General features: G+C 35.8%; 18 protein-coding genes. 8 read left to right on the forward strand and 10 right to left on the reverse strand.

The features are described from left to right. Positions 1–28 precede the first annotated feature (28 nt). The 5 genes from OH814_RS14425 (at position 29) to OH814_RS14445 (ending at position 4,865) form a co-directional block, all read left to right on the forward strand. On the forward strand, positions 29–1,339 hold the full coding sequence (locus OH814_RS14425; protein ID WP_308828638.1) for a hypothetical protein: 1,311 nt from the start codon (positions 29–31) through the stop codon (positions 1,337–1,339). 70 nt (positions 1,340–1,409) lie between these two features. Further along, the gene (locus OH814_RS14430) at positions 1,410–2,324 is read left to right on the forward strand and encodes a T9SS-dependent choice-of-anchor J family protein (protein ID WP_308828639.1); all 915 of its coding nucleotides are present in this window, start codon (positions 1,410–1,412) and stop codon (positions 2,322–2,324) included. 143 nt (positions 2,325–2,467) lie between these two features. Further along, on the forward strand, positions 2,468–3,208 hold the full coding sequence (locus OH814_RS14435; protein WP_308828640.1) for a hypothetical protein: 741 nt from the start codon (positions 2,468–2,470) through the stop codon (positions 3,206–3,208). 16 nt (positions 3,209–3,224) lie between these two features. Then, entirely contained in the window at positions 3,225–4,589 is a 1,365-nt protein-coding gene (locus OH814_RS14440) for a S41 family peptidase (RefSeq protein ID WP_308828641.1), read from the forward strand. 3 nt (positions 4,590–4,592) lie between these two features. Beyond that, the gene (locus OH814_RS14445; protein ID WP_308828642.1) at positions 4,593–4,865 is read left to right on the forward strand and encodes a hypothetical protein; all 273 of its coding nucleotides are present in this window, start codon (positions 4,593–4,595) and stop codon (positions 4,863–4,865) included. 275 nt (positions 4,866–5,140) lie between these two features. On the opposite strand, the gene OH814_RS14450 is transcribed toward OH814_RS14445, so the two are convergent. From OH814_RS14450 to OH814_RS14460, 3 genes are read right to left on the reverse strand one after another with little or no spacing between them, the layout of a single operon-like run. After that, positions 5,141–5,650, reverse strand: coding sequence for a hypothetical protein (locus OH814_RS14450; RefSeq protein ID WP_115619312.1), 510 nt, complete (start codon positions 5,648–5,650; stop codon positions 5,141–5,143). Between the two features lie 8 nt (positions 5,651–5,658). After that, entirely contained in the window at positions 5,659–6,171 is a 513-nt protein-coding gene (locus OH814_RS14455; RefSeq protein ID WP_115619311.1) for a hypothetical protein, read from the reverse strand. Positions 6,172–6,181: 10 nt separating this feature from the next. Beyond that, positions 6,182–6,556 carry a hypothetical protein gene (locus OH814_RS14460; protein WP_308828643.1) on the reverse strand — a complete coding sequence of 125 codons (375 nt, stop codon included), beginning with the start codon at positions 6,554–6,556 and terminating at the stop codon, positions 6,182–6,184. Between the two features lie 994 nt (positions 6,557–7,550). Between OH814_RS14460 and OH814_RS14465 the strand changes: the two genes are divergently transcribed. The 3 genes from OH814_RS14465 to OH814_RS14475 all read left to right on the forward strand — a co-directional run bounded on the left by OH814_RS14465 (position 7,551) and on the right by OH814_RS14475 (position 8,729). Then, positions 7,551–7,910, forward strand: coding sequence for a hypothetical protein (locus OH814_RS14465; RefSeq protein WP_308828644.1), 360 nt, complete (start codon positions 7,551–7,553; stop codon positions 7,908–7,910). Between the two features lie 12 nt (positions 7,911–7,922). Then, positions 7,923–8,492 (forward strand): hypothetical protein, encoded by a 570-nt coding sequence (locus OH814_RS14470; RefSeq protein WP_308828645.1) that lies wholly within the window; start codon positions 7,923–7,925, stop codon positions 8,490–8,492. A 69-nt stretch (positions 8,493–8,561) separates the two neighbouring features. Next, positions 8,562–8,729, forward strand: coding sequence for a hypothetical protein (locus tag OH814_RS14475; RefSeq protein WP_308828646.1), 168 nt, complete (start codon positions 8,562–8,564; stop codon positions 8,727–8,729). 166 nt (positions 8,730–8,895) lie between these two features. Here OH814_RS14475 and OH814_RS14480 read toward each other — a convergent pair whose 3' ends face one another. The 7 genes from OH814_RS14480 to OH814_RS14510 all read right to left on the reverse strand — a co-directional run bounded on the left by OH814_RS14480 (position 8,896) and on the right by OH814_RS14510 (position 19,773). Beyond that, on the reverse strand, positions 8,896–9,999 hold the full coding sequence (locus tag OH814_RS14480) for a metallophosphoesterase (RefSeq protein WP_308828647.1): 1,104 nt from the start codon (positions 9,997–9,999) through the stop codon (positions 8,896–8,898). A 15-nt stretch (positions 10,000–10,014) separates the two neighbouring features. Further along, entirely contained in the window at positions 10,015–11,748 is a 1,734-nt protein-coding gene (locus OH814_RS14485; RefSeq protein WP_308828648.1) for a RagB/SusD family nutrient uptake outer membrane protein, read from the reverse strand. 12 nt (positions 11,749–11,760) lie between these two features. Further along, complete coding sequence (locus OH814_RS14490) at positions 11,761–14,886, reverse strand: TonB-dependent receptor (protein ID WP_308828649.1); 3,126 nt, start codon at positions 14,884–14,886, stop codon at positions 11,761–11,763. An 89-nt stretch (positions 14,887–14,975) separates the two neighbouring features. After that, positions 14,976–15,806, reverse strand: coding sequence for a FecR family protein (locus tag OH814_RS14495; protein ID WP_308828650.1), 831 nt, complete (start codon positions 15,804–15,806; stop codon positions 14,976–14,978). Between the two features lie 83 nt (positions 15,807–15,889). Then, positions 15,890–16,378 carry an RNA polymerase sigma factor gene (locus OH814_RS14500; protein WP_076562903.1) on the reverse strand — a complete coding sequence of 163 codons (489 nt, stop codon included), beginning with the start codon at positions 16,376–16,378 and terminating at the stop codon, positions 15,890–15,892. Positions 16,379–16,961: 583 nt separating this feature from the next. Then, entirely contained in the window at positions 16,962–17,492 is a 531-nt protein-coding gene (locus OH814_RS14505; RefSeq protein WP_308828651.1) for a hypothetical protein, read from the reverse strand. A 22-nt stretch (positions 17,493–17,514) separates the two neighbouring features. Continuing rightward, entirely contained in the window at positions 17,515–19,773 is a 2,259-nt protein-coding gene (locus OH814_RS14510) for a hypothetical protein (RefSeq protein ID WP_308828652.1), read from the reverse strand. Positions 19,774–19,860 lie beyond the last annotated feature (87 nt).

The raw sequence follows: 19,860 nt of genomic DNA on the forward strand, positions 1-19,860 counted from the left end.
AAAGCTTGATGTCCAAAAAACTTTAACAATGAAAAAATTAACTTTAATCGCTGTAGCAGCATTGTCTCTTACTGCTTGTCAACATGATTCTTTAGTATATTCTTCAGACTCTTTTAACATGAAAGCTACTTCTGCTGAATATCTTACTGCATCTGCTCTTCCTGTAACTTCAGTTAGCGGTGACATCACTTCTAGCACTGTCTGGAGCGGAGTAATAGAAATCAACGGTATTGTATCTGTAAAAAACGGAGCCACGCTTACTATTATGCCAGGTACGTTTATTAAAGCTAAACCTAATGCGATAGGTGAAGGTTCTGGTATTTTGGTCATTACAAAAACCGGTAAAATTAATGCAACAGGTACAGAGTCTCAACCGATTATTTTTACAAGTTATAATTTATTAGACGGAAACGAAGATACTACGGCAACTTCTGGAGATTTCGGTGGAGTAGTGATCTTAGGAGATGCTCCTACAAACGTTCCTACAACAACTACTGTAGAAGGTTTAACAGGAAGTGATTTTTATTTCGGGGGTTCAAACACTGCTCACAATGGGGGAACCATGAAGTATGTTCGTATCGAGTTTGCAGGTTATGACTTTGTAGGTGCTAATTCTGGTAACGAAGTTAATGCTTTGACATTGGCCGGTGTTGGAAATGGTACTACTTTAGATCATATTCAGGTTTCTTTCGGTCAGGATGATTCTTTTGAATTTTTCGGAGGAACAGTGAATGCTTCTAACCTGATTTCTTTTGCTGCAGAAGATGATAACTTCGATTTTGATAACGGATATACAGGTACAATTACTTGTGCTCTTGCATTAGCAGATACCAACTCGTCACATACCACAAGTGGTGGCGTTTCTGATACCAACGGTATCGAGTTAGATAACAATGCTTCAGGTACTTCAACTTCGTTGCTTACCCACCCTGTAATCAATAACCTTACTATCGTAGGACCAAGTACAAATGTATTTTCTACAGTTCCGGGGGTAGGTCCTGCTTACGAAAACGGAATTCATATCAGAAGAAACGGTAGATTAACATTAAATGATGCTGTTATTACAGGATATCCTACAGGTATAAAAGTAGAAGGTTCTGGTTCAGAATTATCTTCTGCATCTATCTATAGCTCGATCAAAGTTCATGGGTTTACCACTTCTGTTACAGGTCTAGGTACAGCAGGAATTCCTTCTGGAAACTTGTTTACGGGAGCTTCTGCTCAGCTTTTTGGTATGAGCCAGCCGTTTTTCAACATCGGAGGTTGGAATGTTTCTCCAAGAAACTGTGGTAACTACGACGGTATCTGGACAAAATATAATTTTGGTACAATAGACTAATACTTATCAAGCAGGGAGTGTAGCTTTTACATTCCCTGCTTTTACTTTTTTAATATTAATAATTGGCATTATGAAAAAAATAATTTTATTATCTGTAATACTTTTATCGAAGGCGGTATTTGCTCAAATCCCTGTTTGGATGAACACATTTGAAACACCAAGTGACTTACAAGGATGGACTTTCTATGATACAAACGGAAATGGAAACGGTTGGATGCAAGGACAAAATATCTATCACAACGGAACTTCATTAGCATACGGAACTGCAGGTGTTCTTCGTCATTCTATCAATTTGGTTCCTACAGGTAATGCAACAGGTTTTGCAACTGAAAACGATTGGATAGTTTCTCCGGAAATAGATCTTACCAGTGCTGGCGGAAATATTACTTTAGCTGGATATGTAGGGCGACAAAGATCTACCCATGCAAGTGTAAGCAGAGATTTATACATTTTTGTAAGTACGTCTCAGAAGCCTGTTCCAGGTCTTGCAGATTTTCAACAGTTAGCAACTGATGCTCAAAGTGCAGGTGGTGCAACATATAGATTTAGTGCTTCAAGTAACCTTCCTTCTGATCTTACACAGTTTGCAGAATCTTTGGTAAACATCTCAGCTTTTGCAGGAAAGAAAATTTATATAGGGCTTTGGTCAAACAGAGTTTCATCAGGAGGAGCACCAAATTCTCAGAATATCAATATAGATGAGATGGCAATCTATGCTTCTGTTTTAAGTACAAAAGAAGTAAAAACGGGAAAAGTATTAAGCAAAATAATAGAAAATCCGGTATCATCTTCATTACAAATAAAGCTTGATGCGGCTTTAAAAGAAAATAACACAACAGTAAGTGTTTATAATATGGGTGGTCAGCAGATTTTAAAAACAAAATATTCTAAAAATATCAATGTAGCAGAATTTCCGGCAGGTACTTATATTGTTGAGGTATCAGACGGAATAGTCTCTGAGCGAATGAAATTTATTAAAAAATAGATTTCTCTTATAAAAACTTATAACCATGAAAACTAAAACATATCCTCTGTAATTTTTTATAATTAAGCAATTGTCCTCAGCTTTTATGTTTGGGTTGAGGCAATTTTTATGATCAACAGTTTTACTTTTTTAAAATTAAATAAATGAAAAATATTTTAGCACTGACTGTATTTTCACTGCTTTTTTCTTGTACAGACAATAGTTCTTTAGAAGTTTATGATAAAATTCAGAGGGCAGCACAGATAAATATTAAAGGATACTCAAAACCAGATATTATTCAGATGAGGCTCAACGGAGTGCCAATATCGGTTAATGGAAATACTTCTTACACCGAGAAAATAGAAACTCAGCTCAATTTTGTTGTAGACAAAGGTGAGACCGACGAAATTGGAATTTACAATAATCAAACCGGAGCTCAGATTGCCAAATACAACATCAGTTTTGATAATGCCTTAGATTACAAAGATTTGTATTTCTTCAATTTACCCGGAATTTATTTACAGACCTATGCTGTAAAACCTCAGGTTAACTTGGGTAGAGTAGGATTCGAATTTATTTTTCCTAATCTTGGTGAATTTTCGGGAGCATCTTCAGAAGGGGTAAAAGGTGTTTTGAAGAGAGAAAACGGAACTGTACTTGCCGAATTTGATCACATTGGAAAAAAAGATTTTACAGCTGTTAAAATTTACACATTTTTCAGCGCTACGGCTCCTGTTTATCTGGAACTGTATAAAATTGGAGCCAATCTTCCTTACACGGGTTCAAGCATCATTAAAGTGACTTTAAAACAGGATATTGGCGCTAATATGATTGTTCTTCAGGAAAAAATGGAGAATGGAATTTTGGTAGTAAAAGGCGATATTGATGTTGCTGATTATTTATAAATGATTTTTAAATTTTATGAGCAATACTTTTTCTAAAACTCAGTTACTGGCTTTAATTATATTATCTTTTTTGATCATTTCGTGCAATCGTACAGATGATGAGATACCCAATTTTCCCGAAGGAAGCACCGAGTCTGTGAATGTCTGGGTTCAGGACAGTATGAGGCGATATTACTATTGGGCAGATCATATGCCGGCAAAGCCCGATTATCATCTTCCTGTAAAAGAATTTTTTAAAAGTTTGCTGCTTCCTCAGGATCGTTTTTCATTTATCGTTAATACAAGCGATGCATCTACTTATCCTCGTTCAGTGAGAAATATGTACGGCTTTGATTATGCTGTTTTACAGTTAGAAAATGGTGAAATTGTTACGGTAGTAAAATTGGTCTTAAAAAATTCTCCCGCTCAGAATGCCGGATTGGAAAGAGGAATGATCATCAAAAAAATCAACGGGCAAAATATTACCGCTTCTAATGCAGAACAATTAACCTCATCCATTGCCGAGAAAACGGTGATTGAGCTTACCGTAGGAAATTGGCAAAACGGATCCGTTGTTAATGAAAAAAACATGACGGTCTATTATGGATATACTTTTGAGCAACCTTTGATGTCTAAAATATTTGATAAAAACGGAAAGAAAACAGGGTATCTTTATATCTATGATTTTCCGGATGGTATGAGTCAGGCTCTCAATCAGAAATTCGCGGAATTTAAAAGTGCAGGAGTACAGGATTTGGTTCTTGATCTTCGGTACAATTACGGAGGTTCTGTTTCATCAGCTGCGGCACTTTGTGCGTTGATTCCGGCGGGGATTTCTACAAATTCTCAGTTTATTACCTATAAAGGAAATAAAAACGGGGGCGAAGTTAAGAGATCTTTTTCACAGCAAATTGCTTATGATTCCAATTCAGTTGATTTCAATGCTTTACAAGCCAATTCCCTTGGTTTACAAAAAGTATATATTCTGACCTCAAAAAGTACAGCTTCGGCTTCTGAAATTGTTATCAATAATCTTAAACCTTACCTAGAGGTCATTCAGGTAGGTGAAGATACATTAGGAAAAGACATGGCAGGCTTTGTAATTGACGACAAACGAAAACCTAAAAAAATTACCTGGCAGATACATCCTGTTATTTATAAAGTATTCAATGCTAATGGTGAAGGTAATTATAACAACGGAATTTTTCCGCAAATTCCTGTTAATGAATTTATATCATTGCCGTTACTTCCTTTAGGTGATCCTAACGAGATATTGCTTTCTTCTGTGATGGATAAAATTTACTCTAAGTCCGTCAATGCAGAAGCTCAATCAACAAGTGTAAAAGTCTTATTTCAAAGTGATAGTCCTTTTACTGTTCTTTCAAAATTAAATTTTAAATAAAATATGCAAGGTATCGAGCCAAAGTTTCATCATAATCTAATTGAAAAAGCTAAATATTACCGTTGCTTATTGATCGAATCAGAAAAAGATAATGATTCTCAATGCCCAATTGATATTGAGGAAGTTTCAGAACTTGGTCACCTTTATGAAGAATATCTAAAAAATAAAAGTCAACTTGAAAAAAGCATAAAAAAATATAAGGAATATCACAAAAAAGCACAGGCACAGCTATCTTTAAAAATCCGAATTGTAAGAAGAAATTTAAGAAACGGGTAGCGGCTTTACTTAAATTAAAACTGTTGACTAATTTAATTAATTGAAACGAAAAATTAAAAAAATGTAGCTTAACGATACATTACCGCAGACAGCTATATAGCTTCGTACAATATTATTAAGAAATAAAATAATAATCCCACACTAACCATGTGGGATTATTTATTAATATATTCTGGCAATATTTGCTGTGTAAATCAGTCCAGATATGTACCACATATTTCTCATAAAATATGACACGAGAAAGATGAGGTGATGTTTGATAAGTTTTTTGAAACTTACTGCACAACCAAGTAAGTCTCATTTGTTGCGGGCAAATAAAACCAAAAGGATTCTACAAGTGTATTGCTGCCAATCTGGTAATCATATACCGGCGTTGTTCCGCATGGTGCAGAAAAAGCATCATCTCCCATCATATACTGGTCTCCAGTCTGTACCCCGTTTGCGTCTTTTGTCAAAAACCAAGAAAACTGCCAGCGGGTAATTGGGCTTACCGTAGTTAAAAAACCTGAATTCGGAGGGACATGGTTGGTAATTGCCCCTGTAGCTGAAGTTCTAGCTGACCAGCCTCCTATATAGGGTAAACTATCATTGTAATCTAAAATTGTTGCAGAAGTAGACGCAGGAAATTCATATGAAGTCCACACCGATGGTAAGCAATTTTGGCTTCCTCTGGCAAACAATCTTCCCTGCATATTGTAAACACTATAATTAAAAAGATTTAATGTACCTTGAGAAAATAGTGAATTTGAGATAACGCAAACTAAAATTAAAAAAAGTTTTTTCATAATATTTTTTATTGAATTATAAAATAAGTTTCACCTCCTGAAACGAACCAAAATGCCTCGTATGCCCATGGAGCGCCCCCTTCATAGTCAACAAGCGGGGTATTGCAAACAATAGTTCCCACGCTACCGCCACCATATGGAACGCCGCCGCCGCTGACATAATGCAGAGAGAACTTATTGAGTTGCCAAGACGTTGTGGTCGCATAAGGTGTATTCAAAATAAGGTTGGTATGAGCCTGAGTGGTAACAGCACCACTTGCTGTATATACAGTCCAGCTTGGTATCGGAGGATTTACGAGCCCGCTCTGGTAATAGCCGTTATAAGTTACAGCTGCCCCTGGTGGAACAGGAACCGGATGATTAGTTCCATTAAAACTTGGTAGACAGTTACCATTGCTTGAATTATAACCCACCAAAGAATTACTCAAATTATATGCAGTATAATTAAATATGTTTATTTTTCCCTGCCCAAAAGCAAAGGAACATATAAGAACCAGAGTGATAGAAATATATTTTTTCATGGCTCAATTTTTAGTTTTCTGATTTAGCATTTTGTTCCATCCTGCGTAATTTCTCAAAATAAAGCTTTGTCGCCTGAGAAATAACTTTTTCTTTACCCTCTCTGGATTCTGCTTTTGCAAATTCAATACGGTTAACTGTTAATAAATTGTTGGAGGCCTTATAGAGTATGTCAAGACTTCGTTCATTAAGCTGCGCACCCAATCTGGATTTTTCTTCTGGTGTAGATCTGTTTTCAGGTTTCATCAGGGATTTTAAGGCGCCGTCAAAATTTTTCATTTCCTGCGTTTTCGAATTCTCAAGAGTACTGATAGCTGTTTGTTCGTTTGAGCATGACGTAAATAGTCCCGCTAAAGCAATCATCAATGTAAAAGTTAGTTTTTTCATGTTTAAAATTGTTTAATAAATTGTTTTTAGGTTTTATGATAAGTTTCTTATAGTAATGTTTATGTAAACAAGAAATGATTACTATGATCTTCTATTGATCTAGATTAAATTGGTTGAATTTTAAGGAGAAATATTTTCAAAATATATGCATTAAACTCCTTCTAGGGTATACAAGAAAGTTTAGGATAGTCATCTCAGAATTTTGAGTTTGCTAAGTAAATTTGCTGTAAAGATCAGGGAGTTTCTGGGCATGTTTTACCCGATACAATTTTTGTATAGTTGTATATCTCATATTAATAATTTGAATGGTTTTAGTTGACTATCACTTACAGTGAAATTCGTTACAAATGTAAAAAATAAATTTGCATATCAATTGTTTTTTATGATTTTTTTAATTGCGAATTAATTATTAATAACGATTTAATATTGTGTTTTAATTTTATTTTTAAAACAAAAACATCAAAGTGTATAAATAATTTATATATTTGTCACGAATCTTCTTTGGATAGATTTACACTAATAATCACATCAAAACTATTAACATGATACATTTTTGTATTAAAATGTTATGTAAAATAAAGCAATTTTCTATTTCTTTATTTGCATTCCATCATCACACTTATTATCGTCACAAACTTTCAATTACGAAGAAGTTTCAGAGGCTCATTTTGACTCTTCCGAAACCGGTCTAATTAGATCTCAATGGAGATTTTAACGTGAAATTTATTCACTTACAATATTATTTGTGATTGCTTCACTGCCTGAGCATTTACCTCGCTATGTATTGAGTTCTGCATTACCCATAAAACATATATTTACATATACTAATGAGTTTAACTTGTTGTGAATCATAGTGCTATAGGGTTTATTCCTGTTTTTGTTGCAGAGATTATTTGTTGCGTCGGTAAAAGGGTTAAAAAACTACCATCAACTTTAAAGGGTCAAAATTAAATATAGTTTAAACTAAATATATTAACCAAAAATCAAAAAAAAAATGAGAAAAATTGCTTGCATAGCCATGTTAAGCTTATTAACAGTCAGTTGCCAAAATGAACAAAGGCAAAGCACAGAACAGGCAGAAACAGTAGTGTCACTAAAGAGTGATGCTATGGAAAATTTCGAGAATGCTTTAAAAACAATAGCAAAAGGTCAGACCAGATTTATTGATAGCAATAAAGCGCTTAATGAAGAAGGTGTCGAAGTTTTGCTGCCAGCAGCTTCACAACTATTGATTGATAATAACATGTCAGAGACTGAGCTTAAAAGAATGGAAAAAAGAAAAATTCTTAAAAAAGGATTCTCAGTGTATCATGAGAATCTTGCGCAATACAGAAATAAAATTAAATCAAACTAATAACTATTTATCATGAAAAAATTATTAATCTTATGTATCGCTTTAGCATCTGTTCCACTTTATAAAGCATATAGCATTAGTGATGAGATGCAGATACTTAATTACAGCAGATATACACTTGGTGGGCATATCAGTGCTCGTGCTGACAATTGCTTTCCTGCACTGCGAGGAGAATTCAGTGATAATATATATCCTGATGGCGATCCATTAGGGAGAAATGTGACTTATTACAAAAAATTTAGAAATTCTCAAAATGCCATTGTTCCCATTACCCAATGGAGGGTTGCAACTACTGCAAATACTTATGTCACTCAATCTGCAAACAATCCTATTTTAGATAATCCGTTTGGAACTTTGGCAAGATGGGGTGGGATTGAAGTTGAGTATTGGAATCCGATCGGTGGGCCTTATGACAATGGAGGTTTTGCATTAAATTATGATGTACGGATGGAATCACCGGGAAGTCCGAATGTTTGTTTATCATACCCTATGAATTATACTGATGCTAATGTGACTGTAACATCATTTTATTTGGATCCAACGGCACCTGATGATTATGTTGTGGTGATTGTAAATTCATAATAATATAAATTAGTTTCAAGTCTTTGAAATTCAGTGCTTAAGAGCTTTTTTTACTAAATTTAAAATGTTATGACGAATAATGATTTTATTTATACTAGAAATGCTATAAAAGCAAATGGCACCAACTGTCTTTTGTTGGCGCCATTTAGCATTGTACCCATAACCGAAGAGATGTCGGAATATCTGGTGGAAGATTTAGAAAGAATCATGGAAGTTTCACAACCCCAGTCTTTATGATTTATTTTAAATGGTGGATTAAGTGCAAGTCTTTTTACCATAAAGAATTCCTCATAACAAGCGGTCTAATATCGTTTATGTAAAATAAAATTTCAACTTCTTATATCGCAAACTATATGTTCTGTGCTGAAAATATAAGTAATTGAACAATTATAATGTGACTTTATTATTCTGAAAGTTTGAAAGTAAACTCGTTTCTTGAATCTGTTTTATAAGCATATTTTTGGGTAATTGGCGAAATACCGAAAAGAGGAGAGTATGTTTTCACTTTTACCGTTTTATTATCCGGATAGAACTCAATAATTCTCAGCCAGCCATCACCTCCATTTCCATCACGATGACCACCGCCTTCACTTTGCATATCAAAAAGCATCTGATTTACATTTTTTCCGAAACTGTTGGGATCTACACGAAAACCTTCTCCTGAGATATGCCCGCTTAATACCAACTGGAGATTTTGTGAAGGCTCAATAAGCTTTTTCCATATCTCTTCACCATTATTAGACTCCGGAAGCTTAATAGTTTTGGACTTTTGAGGTACATTGTTTACCAAAAAAGGCTCATACATAAACCATGAATTATCCTTCTCGGTTCTCTTATCTTTTTCATTTAAAAAGGCGTGGGTGATTAAAATAGATTTATGGTTTTTGTATTGAGGCATATCCAATACTTTTTTAGCCCATTCCAATGCTTTATTTCTTGGCGCAAATTCAAGGCTTAGAAATAAATAGTCCTGGCCATTTAATCCTTTCAATTCTAAAACCGAATTTTCCATGCTTGGAGCACCGGCATCATTAAAAAAGTTCTGTGCTAAATATTTCTGATTTAAATAATTAAAATTAGACGGAAAAAACTCGTTGTAACGAGAAAATCTTCTGCCTTCTTCATTAATACTAAAATCATGATTTCCCGTTGCAGCAACGTAAGGGACTTTTCCATTCAGCCTTCCTAAGATTGACTGCACAGATTTCCATTGGCCATCTGCACTTTGGTCGCCATCATATCCTTGATTAAGTATGTTATTATGTTCCACCAAGTCACCAACCTGACAAACCATTTTAATATTTAACGGAGAAATATTATCCTCAATCCATCTTACCATCAAATCTAGAACAGGCTGGTTTCTGTTCCACTTCACATAGTTTTGGGTGTCCGGTATCAGGATGATGCTCCATGATTTTTCATTATCTAATTTTGGAGTCTGAAATTTGTCCTGTGCAAAAATCACTGCAGACAGTAGTAAAAGCAATATTGATATATTCTTCTTCATAATTTTTCTTTAAAATTAATAACCAGGGTTCTGTTTTAATAATGGATTTGCGTCCATTTCTGATTGTGGTATCGGCCAATATTCATCTTTATTTGGCGTGTACACCACTTGCTGTGTTGAGAAAGATGCTGAAGCTTGTGAATGATTATAAATAGGATTCGCGCTTTCATCAAAACCTGTTATTACAGATTTTGTCCAGTTATTTCCGTTACGGTTTAGGTATAAATATCCGTTCATCACGGTGTTTGCAATGCCCCAACGTCTGATGTCATACCATCTCAAGCCGTCATTTGCCAGTTCTACTTTTCTTTCGTATCGAAGGGCTTTTCTCAATTGAGCCTGTGACATTCCGGTCGGTAAAGCCGGCATTTTCGCACGCAATCTGATCTGATTAATCATATCATAAACCGAATTATCCAACTGATTCGACTCAATTTTTGCTTCTGCGTAAATCAACATTAATTCTGATAATCTGAAAATCCCAACATTTAAATCTGAATTTCCACTTACTGAAGTAGAATTAAAATCAGCAAGATCAACTACTTTTCTCCAAAGATAGCCGCTGAAAGAACGATATGCATTGGTCGCATCTGCATTGGTAACTTGGGTTGGTGCTCCGGCCGACCAATAATTATTAACTTTTGTGAAAGAGGTATGAGGCTCGAATTGGTATCCCAAATATCTTGAATGTGGTCTTACTGCGTACATATCCAAACGTGGATCTCTGTTTTTAAACGGATTTGTATTATCATACAGCGGAGATTCCAGTATTGACAGACCATCTGTCATTTCATAAGAGTCGATAAGATTCTGAGTAGGCCCCCAATAACAAACTCCTTTACCCAAACGAGATGCAGCATAATATTGCTGATTATGCAGATATCCTGGTACATTTTTGTTGAATTCTGCCACCCAGATCCATTCTTTGCTTGTCGAAAAACCGGTATGTCCAAAAATATTGCTTGGATCTGGCTCTCCTGCAGTATGATCTTTACCTGCAAAATTTACTGAAGCATTGAAGGGTGTCAAACTGTAAACACCTGCTGCTGCATCTAAAGCCTGTTTTGAAGTAATTGCTGCCGCTGCGTATTGTTTAGAATAAAGTTCTACTCTTGCTTTTAGCATTAAAGCTGCGATGCGAGATGCACGCACATTCCCGTATTGCGATTGTGATATGGGAAGCTGTGGTGCAACTGCTCCAAGTTCTGCAATAATAAACTGCTGAATTTCAGCAACAGGTGTTCTTGCAACGTTAGCATTTTCAAGCGTAACTGATGATTTTATTAATGGAACATCTCCGTAAAGTTCAATCAGTTGAGAATAAGCATAAGCACGAACAAATCTCAATTCTGAACCAAGTTCCGACTTTTGTGCAGCGGTAAGTCCTGCAATTCCATCCAATTTATCAAGTACTGCATGACATCTTGCAATGGTTTTATAATGAATTTCCCATGGTTTTATGGTTAATGCATTGGTCGTAGTAATAGAACTTGTGATAGGAGAGGTATAGTTTGTTCCTGGTCTTGCATATCCGATATCTGTAATATTATCCATGACATGCCAAATAGGAGTACTTGCAGCGTCGATAGTGCTTAGGTTTCTGTACGCTGCAAAAAGACCCATCTTTCCTTCGTCATAAGAAGCAGGGAATGTTCCTGATGTTGGTCCATTAAGCGGTTCTAAATCCATATCGGCACTTGAGCACGAAGTAATTGTCGCCAATAAAAATATTTTTATAAAGTTTTTCATTTTTTTTTAGAATTAAAATTTAACATCAATACCGAATGAGAATGTTTTTACTTGTGGATAATAATTTCCGCCTCCAAGAGCAACACCGTCAGAGCTTCCAAGATTATAATTAATTTCAGGATCATATCCTTCATAAAAATCAGTGACAGTCAAGAGATTTTGTCCATTTAGGTAGAGGTAAATGCTTTGCAGAAATGTGTTGTCTGTAAAAGATTTAGGCAGTTCGTATCCGATTTGTACATTTTTGAGGCGCATATACGCTGCACTTCTCATCCATTTGGTTGAGTTTTGTGTATTGTTTGTAGAGGTAAGGGAAACTCGTGGAAATTCAGCATCGGTATTTTCTGGTGTCCAGTAATCGAGTTGCCAAGGTTTAACAGCACTTGAGTTGACCGCAGGAATGACGTAATGTGAATCTAAATAACCGTCAACTTTACCAACACCTTGTATCAATGCGGATAATTTAAAGCCTTTATACGATAAACCCATATTAAACCCATAAGTATATCTTGGAACAGTGCTTCCGATAATCGTTCTGTCGGCATCTGTAATTTTTCCGTCCCCGATTGGATTTCCGTTGGCATCAAAAGCTCCGGCAATATCCTTGTATCTGATGTCTCCAGGTTTCAAAGTTCCGAATTGTGTAGGACCGGCATCGATTTCTGCCTGACTTTGATACAATCCATCAGCAATAAATCCATAAATAGAATTTACTGAAGATCCAACCTGTTGACGAAGAAGCGTTCCGGAAGACTGACCTTTCATGTCAACGATTTCATTTTTAACGTCAGAAAGATTAAAACCAATATTCATTTTAAAGTCTCCCCATCTTTCATTGTACTGCGCACCGATTTCCCAACCTTTGTTGCTTACTGTTGCCGCATTTTGTACGGGTGCTTCCAAACCTGTAAGCTGAGAAGTATTTAATCTTAAAAGAATTCCGTCAGTTTTTTTATTGTAAATATCAAAAGTAAGGTCTAACTTTCTCCATAAAGATAAATCGACACCCAGACCTGACATTGTAGTTTCTTCCCATTTCAGATCAGGATTTGACATGATTAACTGCTGGATTGTTTGATATACAACTCCGTTCATAGAAGTGCTTCCCAATGATAACGGTTCTGAAAATGGATAATACGAAGAACTGATATTCTGATTTCCCAGTTTTCCCCAAGATCCTCTGAATTTCAATTGGCTGATCGTTCCTCTTAAACCTTCGAAAAAGTTTTCTCTCGAAACCACCCAACCCGCAGAAAATGACGGAAAAACTGCCCAACGGTTTTTGCCGATAAACCTCGATGTACCGTCGTATCTTACATTGGCTTCAAATAAATATTTTTGATCAAAATTATAATTAAATCTTCCAAAAGCAGAAACCAATAACCACTCATATTCTGATCCTGCATTATCTTTGGTTTCGTTATCTGCACCTGCATCAATCACTTCGTAGTTGTCATAAAGGAAATCTCTTCTGTAACCGGATAATATTTTTTCGTTATATGTTTCTCTTGAAGCTCCGGCAAGAAGCTCAAAACCGTGTTTACCAAAGTCTTTTTTTGCGTCTGCCTGAAACTGATAGGTTCCGTAAAACTGACGTCTTGCAGATTCTGTAAGTTCAGTAAAAGTGTTGGCAGAACCTGCTTCTGTGCCGTCTTCATAATAAGTTGGAACACTTTTTCTGAAAAGATGAATATTGGTCGTAAGATAACGTGGAGCAACCATACCTTTTAAGGTAAGCCAATCTGTAGGTTTGTAAGAAATGTTCATGTTTCCTATAAACTCCAGGTTATTCTGTTTACGGTTTCCACCATTTTCGATATAACCGACCGGATTGATTTTTACCCATCCGTCAGAATAGTTCTTACCATAATAAATGGGAATGTTGGTAGGCATTCTTCCAAGATAATTCCACACTGTACCTTCATCGGCGATCTGTGTTCTGTCTTTATTTAAGAATGACATATCGAGTCTGATATTCCATTGGTCATTCGGGGTAATATCCATGTTATTACGGAAAACAAATCTCGTAAAGTCGGTGTTTTTAATAATACCTTCCTGTTTAGCATATCCAAAAGATGGCGATACACTTATAATTCCTGATTTTGCAGATAACGAAAAATAATGATCCTGCAAGAATCCGCTTCCCTGAAGAATCGCTTTTTGCCAGTCGTAATTGCTTGGATTTTTGTTGTATTCGTTTCTGAAATCATTGATGGCTTCGTCACTGTAGATCTTTGTACCATTGTCATTCATGCTTGCATCATTGAATACTTTCATGTAGGTAAGACCATCCGTAACTTTTGGTATTGCTGTAGCTCTTTGCCACCCTGTATACATTCTGTATTGAGCGGTTAATTTATTACCCTTCGCACGTTTTGTAGTAACAAGAATAACTCCACCCGCTGCTCTGGAACCATATATGGCAGCAGAAGCAGCATCTTTCAGGACAGAAATAGACTCGATCATGTTCACATCAACATCATTCATATTTCCTGCAACACCGTCAATAATTACCAAAGGATTGCTGTCTGAACCTCCAAAACTGTTGATCCCTCTGATTCTGATATTCCCGGCATCACCTCCCGGTGCACCAGTTTGAGTAGTCACCGTAACACCAGGCGCAAGACCCTGTAAAGCATTTCCGGCTGAAAGTACAGGTTGTCCTTCTGCTGTTGAACCTTTCACAACGGAAACGGACCCTGTGATAATAGATTTTTTCTGTGTACCGTAACCGACAACTACAACTTCTTCTATCTGTTTTTCCTGATTGCTTAAAGTATCTTTTTTAGGTTCTAAATTATTTTCTGCAAAAGAAGACCTAGTGGAAGCTAATTTTCTAAGGCTTACCGTATTATTCTGGATTTGAAAATCTAACGGAACACTTTTTTTCAGATAGTTTAAACTTTGCTGTAATGATGAATAATTGATTTTGCTTTCATCTACCCAAATGTTTTTAAAATCTGAGGCGGAATAAAAGAATTTTGTTTTGGTAGATTTCTCTAATTTTTTAAGTATTTTGACTAATGAAACCTGCCCCTGATTATTGGTGACAGCCATTTTAGTCTGGGTTTGTGCATAATTTTGCACGGGAAGTCCCATAGCGACGAGTAAAGCAATAGAAATTGCAGTTTTTTTCATAAATTTGAAGAGTTAATTTATTATTCTTAAGCGAGTTTTGAATTAAATACAAGCACTGATAACGCCACATTATTGGTGCTGTTTTATTTTTAATGGAGTACTATTTCATTTTCATTTTTAATAGTAGTTTTTAGATTAAACGGATAATTGATGATGGAAAGAATTTCTTTCAGATTTCCTGAAAATGAACCCGATACCCGGTTTTTAGCAATGTTTTTCGGATAGGTAATTTTAGCTCCGTATGTATTTTCTATTTCAGCTATAGCATCTTCGAAAGTTGTGTTTTCAAAAGTGAAAGTTTTTACAGCAGTTACTGCATAATAATGATAGTCATTATTTGTAGGAGAGATGCTCCAGTTTTCGTTTGGTAATAGATAAGTCAGTTTTCCGTTGTGATTTACTTTTACTTTTCCTTCAAACAATTTTACCTTTTTTTCTTCTGATTTCTGATCAACCGAAAATTTTGTTCCCAAAACTTCAACACTGAAACCACCAGCGTCTACAATAAAAGGTTTAGATCGATCTTTTGCAATTGAGAAAAAACCTTTCCCCTGAAACTTCACATTTCTGTATTTCTTACCAAAATCTTTATTGATTGATAATTTACTGTAAGGCTCCAAGGTGATAATGCTATTGTCAGACAATCTGAAAGTTTTAGAAACTTCTTTGGTTTGCAATACGATTGCTGATAAATTGGTTTTGGTTTCTTTTGGCTCAAAATCTTTATAAAAAAACAAAATTCCAAATAAAGGAACCAAAACTGCCGCTGCAGCCATCCAATAATATTTTCGCTTATTATTTTGCTTAATTCTCCCGTTTATTACGCTCCAGATTCTGGAATCGGTTGCAGAATCCATTTCCTGTTTTTCTTCGGAAACCTTTGTCCAAATTTTTTCAAAATATTTTTGAGAATCTTTCATACAAATACAATTACGCAGCAAAATAAAAATATCCACCCCGAAGAGATGGATTTAATAATTTGTTTAAACTGGTTAATATTTCGTTAAAACAGATTGAGGTTGGTCTTTATATGTCGGATGACTTTATTGACTTGCTTTTCTACAGCTGTTTTTGAGATGTTATTTTCTTTTGCAATTTGAGAATAGCTTATTTTTTCTAATTTGTTTTTATAGAAAAAAGTTTTGCTTCGTTCGGGAACTTTTTCAAGAAGATTTTGTATTTTTTGCAATTGCTCTTCTTTAAATTCATTATCTGTTTTTTCTGAATCGGCTTCATCTTTTATCAAACTTTCATCTGAAAAAGAGAAGAGCATTTTATTTTTTCTATAAAAATTAGAAACTTCCTGCTGAGCTGTTTTGAAGATAATAGCTTCTAAAGTATGAGGATTTTTAAGAGACGAAGAATGTTTCCAGAGATGTACGAAAATCTCCTGTACAACGTCTTCCACATCTTCCATATTTGAAATAAACTTTTTGACAAAAAAGTATACCTGATGTTTGTAATCTAAATATATTTTTTTAAAATATTCCATTATAAAGCACCAAACGGTTTTGATGCATGGCAAAAGTAGTCAATTCGTGTCAGGCTAATATCAAGTATATATTAAATAATAAAGTTGTTGTTGTTAATTTAGCAGTTGATTTATTGCTGCTTAAATATCATTGCCGATCCGCAAGTATTAATTAGATCTTTTGTAGGGTAAAATATATAATAACTTTGTCAGAACACGATTCTTATACTCTTTAACTTTAAGCGTATGAAAAGATTAGAAAAGATTACAGTTTGGAATGGAAGGGTCAGGCAGTATCTTTAGCTTATTACAAATCTGAATTATAAAATTGAACAGAAATTGAACAGTAAGTTTGCTGGAATTTAACCTGTACAATATGCTCATTAATCTCGATTTACTCCATGCCCACGGAGGAATGTTCCTCAAAAGCGTTTTACCCAAAAACATTACACCGATATCTCATACTGTCTGAAAATACAGCCAAAAAAAAGCCCTCTCCGAAGAGAAGGAAAAAACACAAAGTTGAAAAAATAGCATTAAGCTATGCGCAGTGATTGAGGGATAGTAATTATTGTGTTTTTAGTCAAGTGATATGATATATCAATTATTTCCAGTAATTCCACTGTGCACCGTCATAAACGGCCATAGTAGATGAAGTTGCGTCGTAGACCATGGTTCCGGCCACAGATCCTATCATGGTTGATTGCGGATTTGAAACGATAGGGAGCACCAGCGCTCGCGTTGTTGATTCTAGTACCAATGTTCCCGCTTTTGTTGTTGTGGATGCGCCGATTATAACACCAACATTAGAAGTACTATCAGGTGCCGAATTGCTAAATGAGTGAAGAACTCCGGCATTTAGTTCGGTTAGATTGAGCCATCCACCGGTTCCGTTGGCATTTCGCTGCTCCCATACCTGAACAGCTTTACTCATGGTATTGAAGACAAATGCTCCCGGAGTATTTCCATTGATAGATTGTACAGAGGGGAGGATAATGCCTTTGTTTCCTGTTCCAAATTCAAGAAGAACACTGCTATTTGTAACCGATGTTTTTCCGATCGCAATTTGAGAATGCATCATGTTTGACATGCTTAATAATGCGATACATAAACTTATTTTTATTATTTTTTTCATAATGTTTGTCAATACGTATGGTTTATTCATTACATCCTTTAGTGATGCAGTTCCAGCCTCTTCTTGTATTGTCGACTGCGGGATTATTTCCTCTGTATAGTTGTACACATCCAAAATCAGTATTGTAAATTAGCATTCCTTCAAGAGGAACTAAAGCATCTCTCTGTGAAGTAGTCATGTGCGTAATCACCAATCCTTTATCTGCTGAATCTAAAGCCAAATGACCGTTGGGAATGGTTTTCGGCCAATCTTGTACAGTGACATTTGATTTGGTAGTGATTCCGAAATTGGTATAATCTAGAGGAGTGCCTGCAGCACCTGGTTTAGCACAAATACATAAAGTCTGGTTCAGCCCATAACCTCTTCCTGACATATTCGTCGCGCCTACCACGTTTTGAGTTGCTACAACGGTGTTTGTTCCGGTGGGATTCCAGGTTACTGTGTTAAAGGAGTTTCCATTGATTAGTTTTAAAGGAAATAGCGGACCACCGGAAGTTTTGCTTCCAAACATGGTAATTGTTCCGGTAGGACTAATATTTACCCTGATAATCGGATTAGTTTCGGTTCCTGTCATATTGTAAATAAAAGGAGTAGCTGTTTCATAACTACTATTGTCTGTAAATTGTACATTGATACCCGATGTTCCATTAGATTGAAATTCCATTTCCTGCGTGGCAAGTGGTGTTCCGTTGATCACCATATTGAATGAATTGTCAAGTTTTGTAATATCGAGTACGAAACCATAATTCGCAGCTGGCTGATTGAAACTTTGTGTTATTGGATTGGAAGGTGCATTATTGTTATAACTCCAGCTAAAACTTGAGCCATTGACGGGTTTTGTACAAATATCTTCAGCAGCGGCTAACCCGAATTTAATATTTGAGATTACCGGATTTGCGGTATTAAATTTAATTGGAATCCTTAGATTGGGAGTGCCAACCTCTACACCGTTACCGGAAAGATTATTAACTCCAAAATCTTCACCTACTATTTGCCAACCGGTCGGTAAGATAGGTGACGAGAAACTGTAAGTTCCACTGACGTTTCTAGTGTCAATCAGAACATTATAAGTATTGCTGGTTTCAAGAATCGTAGATGGGAAAACAAAAGACCCATTAGAATTCACAGGTACTTTCGATAAAATTGTATTATTCGGTGCAAGAAGATATGCATAAAGAGGTAACGCCATTACCGATCCCATACCATTACCATTGATTGCAGCATTGCCATCAATATCCCGGTAAACATTTCCGGTGATTGTTCCCGAAGCTACATCTGAAGCGACAAAGAAGCCTCCACCTCCCATGAAGTCAAGACCACCATTTACAGTACCATCGGTGTTGGCAGGTACATCAGTAAGATTGATAAGATCATTTGTTCCCTGAATAACATCTCCCGGATATACCGCAATTCCGTAAATAACCTGCCCGCCAGTTACTCCCATCTCTGAAAACGTAATAAAATCACCTGAAATTGCTTGTGAACTTATATTTTCAACCGGCTTTATAAGATTATCAGCTGCGGTTGGGTTTGCACCGTTTCCATTCTGAAAGACTACACTGGTAAGCGTATATCCTGTACTGCTAAAATTACTTTGGCTTCGGCTTACGAGATTACCAATTCCGGAAACCTTTCCTGCTGAATCCAAAGAAGTGATAACAGCTATCTTATAATTGTCGTTTCCGCCCCTGTCGAGTAACAATGCACCAAGCTTACTGAGACTTACATTAGATGGGATTACAACTCCGGCATTTAATATAAGATCAACTCTTTCGACATTATTAGACGTCCCGCTTGTCGCATTTGAGAATATATTATCGACCCCTCGATTAATTACATAACTGTTGATTAGCGATTCTAAATTATCAATATATTCTGCTTTAAAATAGATGCTGTTACCATTGATCAGACTGTATTCAAAAAAACCTGTGAATTTGTTACTATTCTGTGCAAGGGTAGATGAACTAACTTTACGATTAATAACGATCCTGTCATAGGGCAGGGATCCTGATTGAGACAAAGGAACATAATTCATACTGTTGAATTGAAATGCCTGCAGCTTGGGAACATTACCAACCGTATTAGCTCCGGTTCTTCCAAAATTAAGATTGTAATTTGTAGAGCTCAAATATCCTGTGGTGCCTGTATTATATCCGGCTCTTATTACATTGCTTGTTGTTGCTGACTGAGTCTGATTAACGAGATAATTAGAAGCAGTTTGAGCAGGTAAATGTGAACCTATGCTCAAACATAAAAAATAAAGAGAATTTCTTAATGACATGTTTTTGTGTTTATTATTTAGTATTTTTCAGTTGAGCCTTAGCGGTAGATTTTATTAGCTTTGATCATTTAATCACGACTGCAAATC

This window comes from Chryseobacterium sp. CFS15, from assembly GCF_031118795.1.
GTDB lineage: Bacteria > Bacteroidota > Bacteroidia > Flavobacteriales > Weeksellaceae > Chryseobacterium > Chryseobacterium indoltheticum.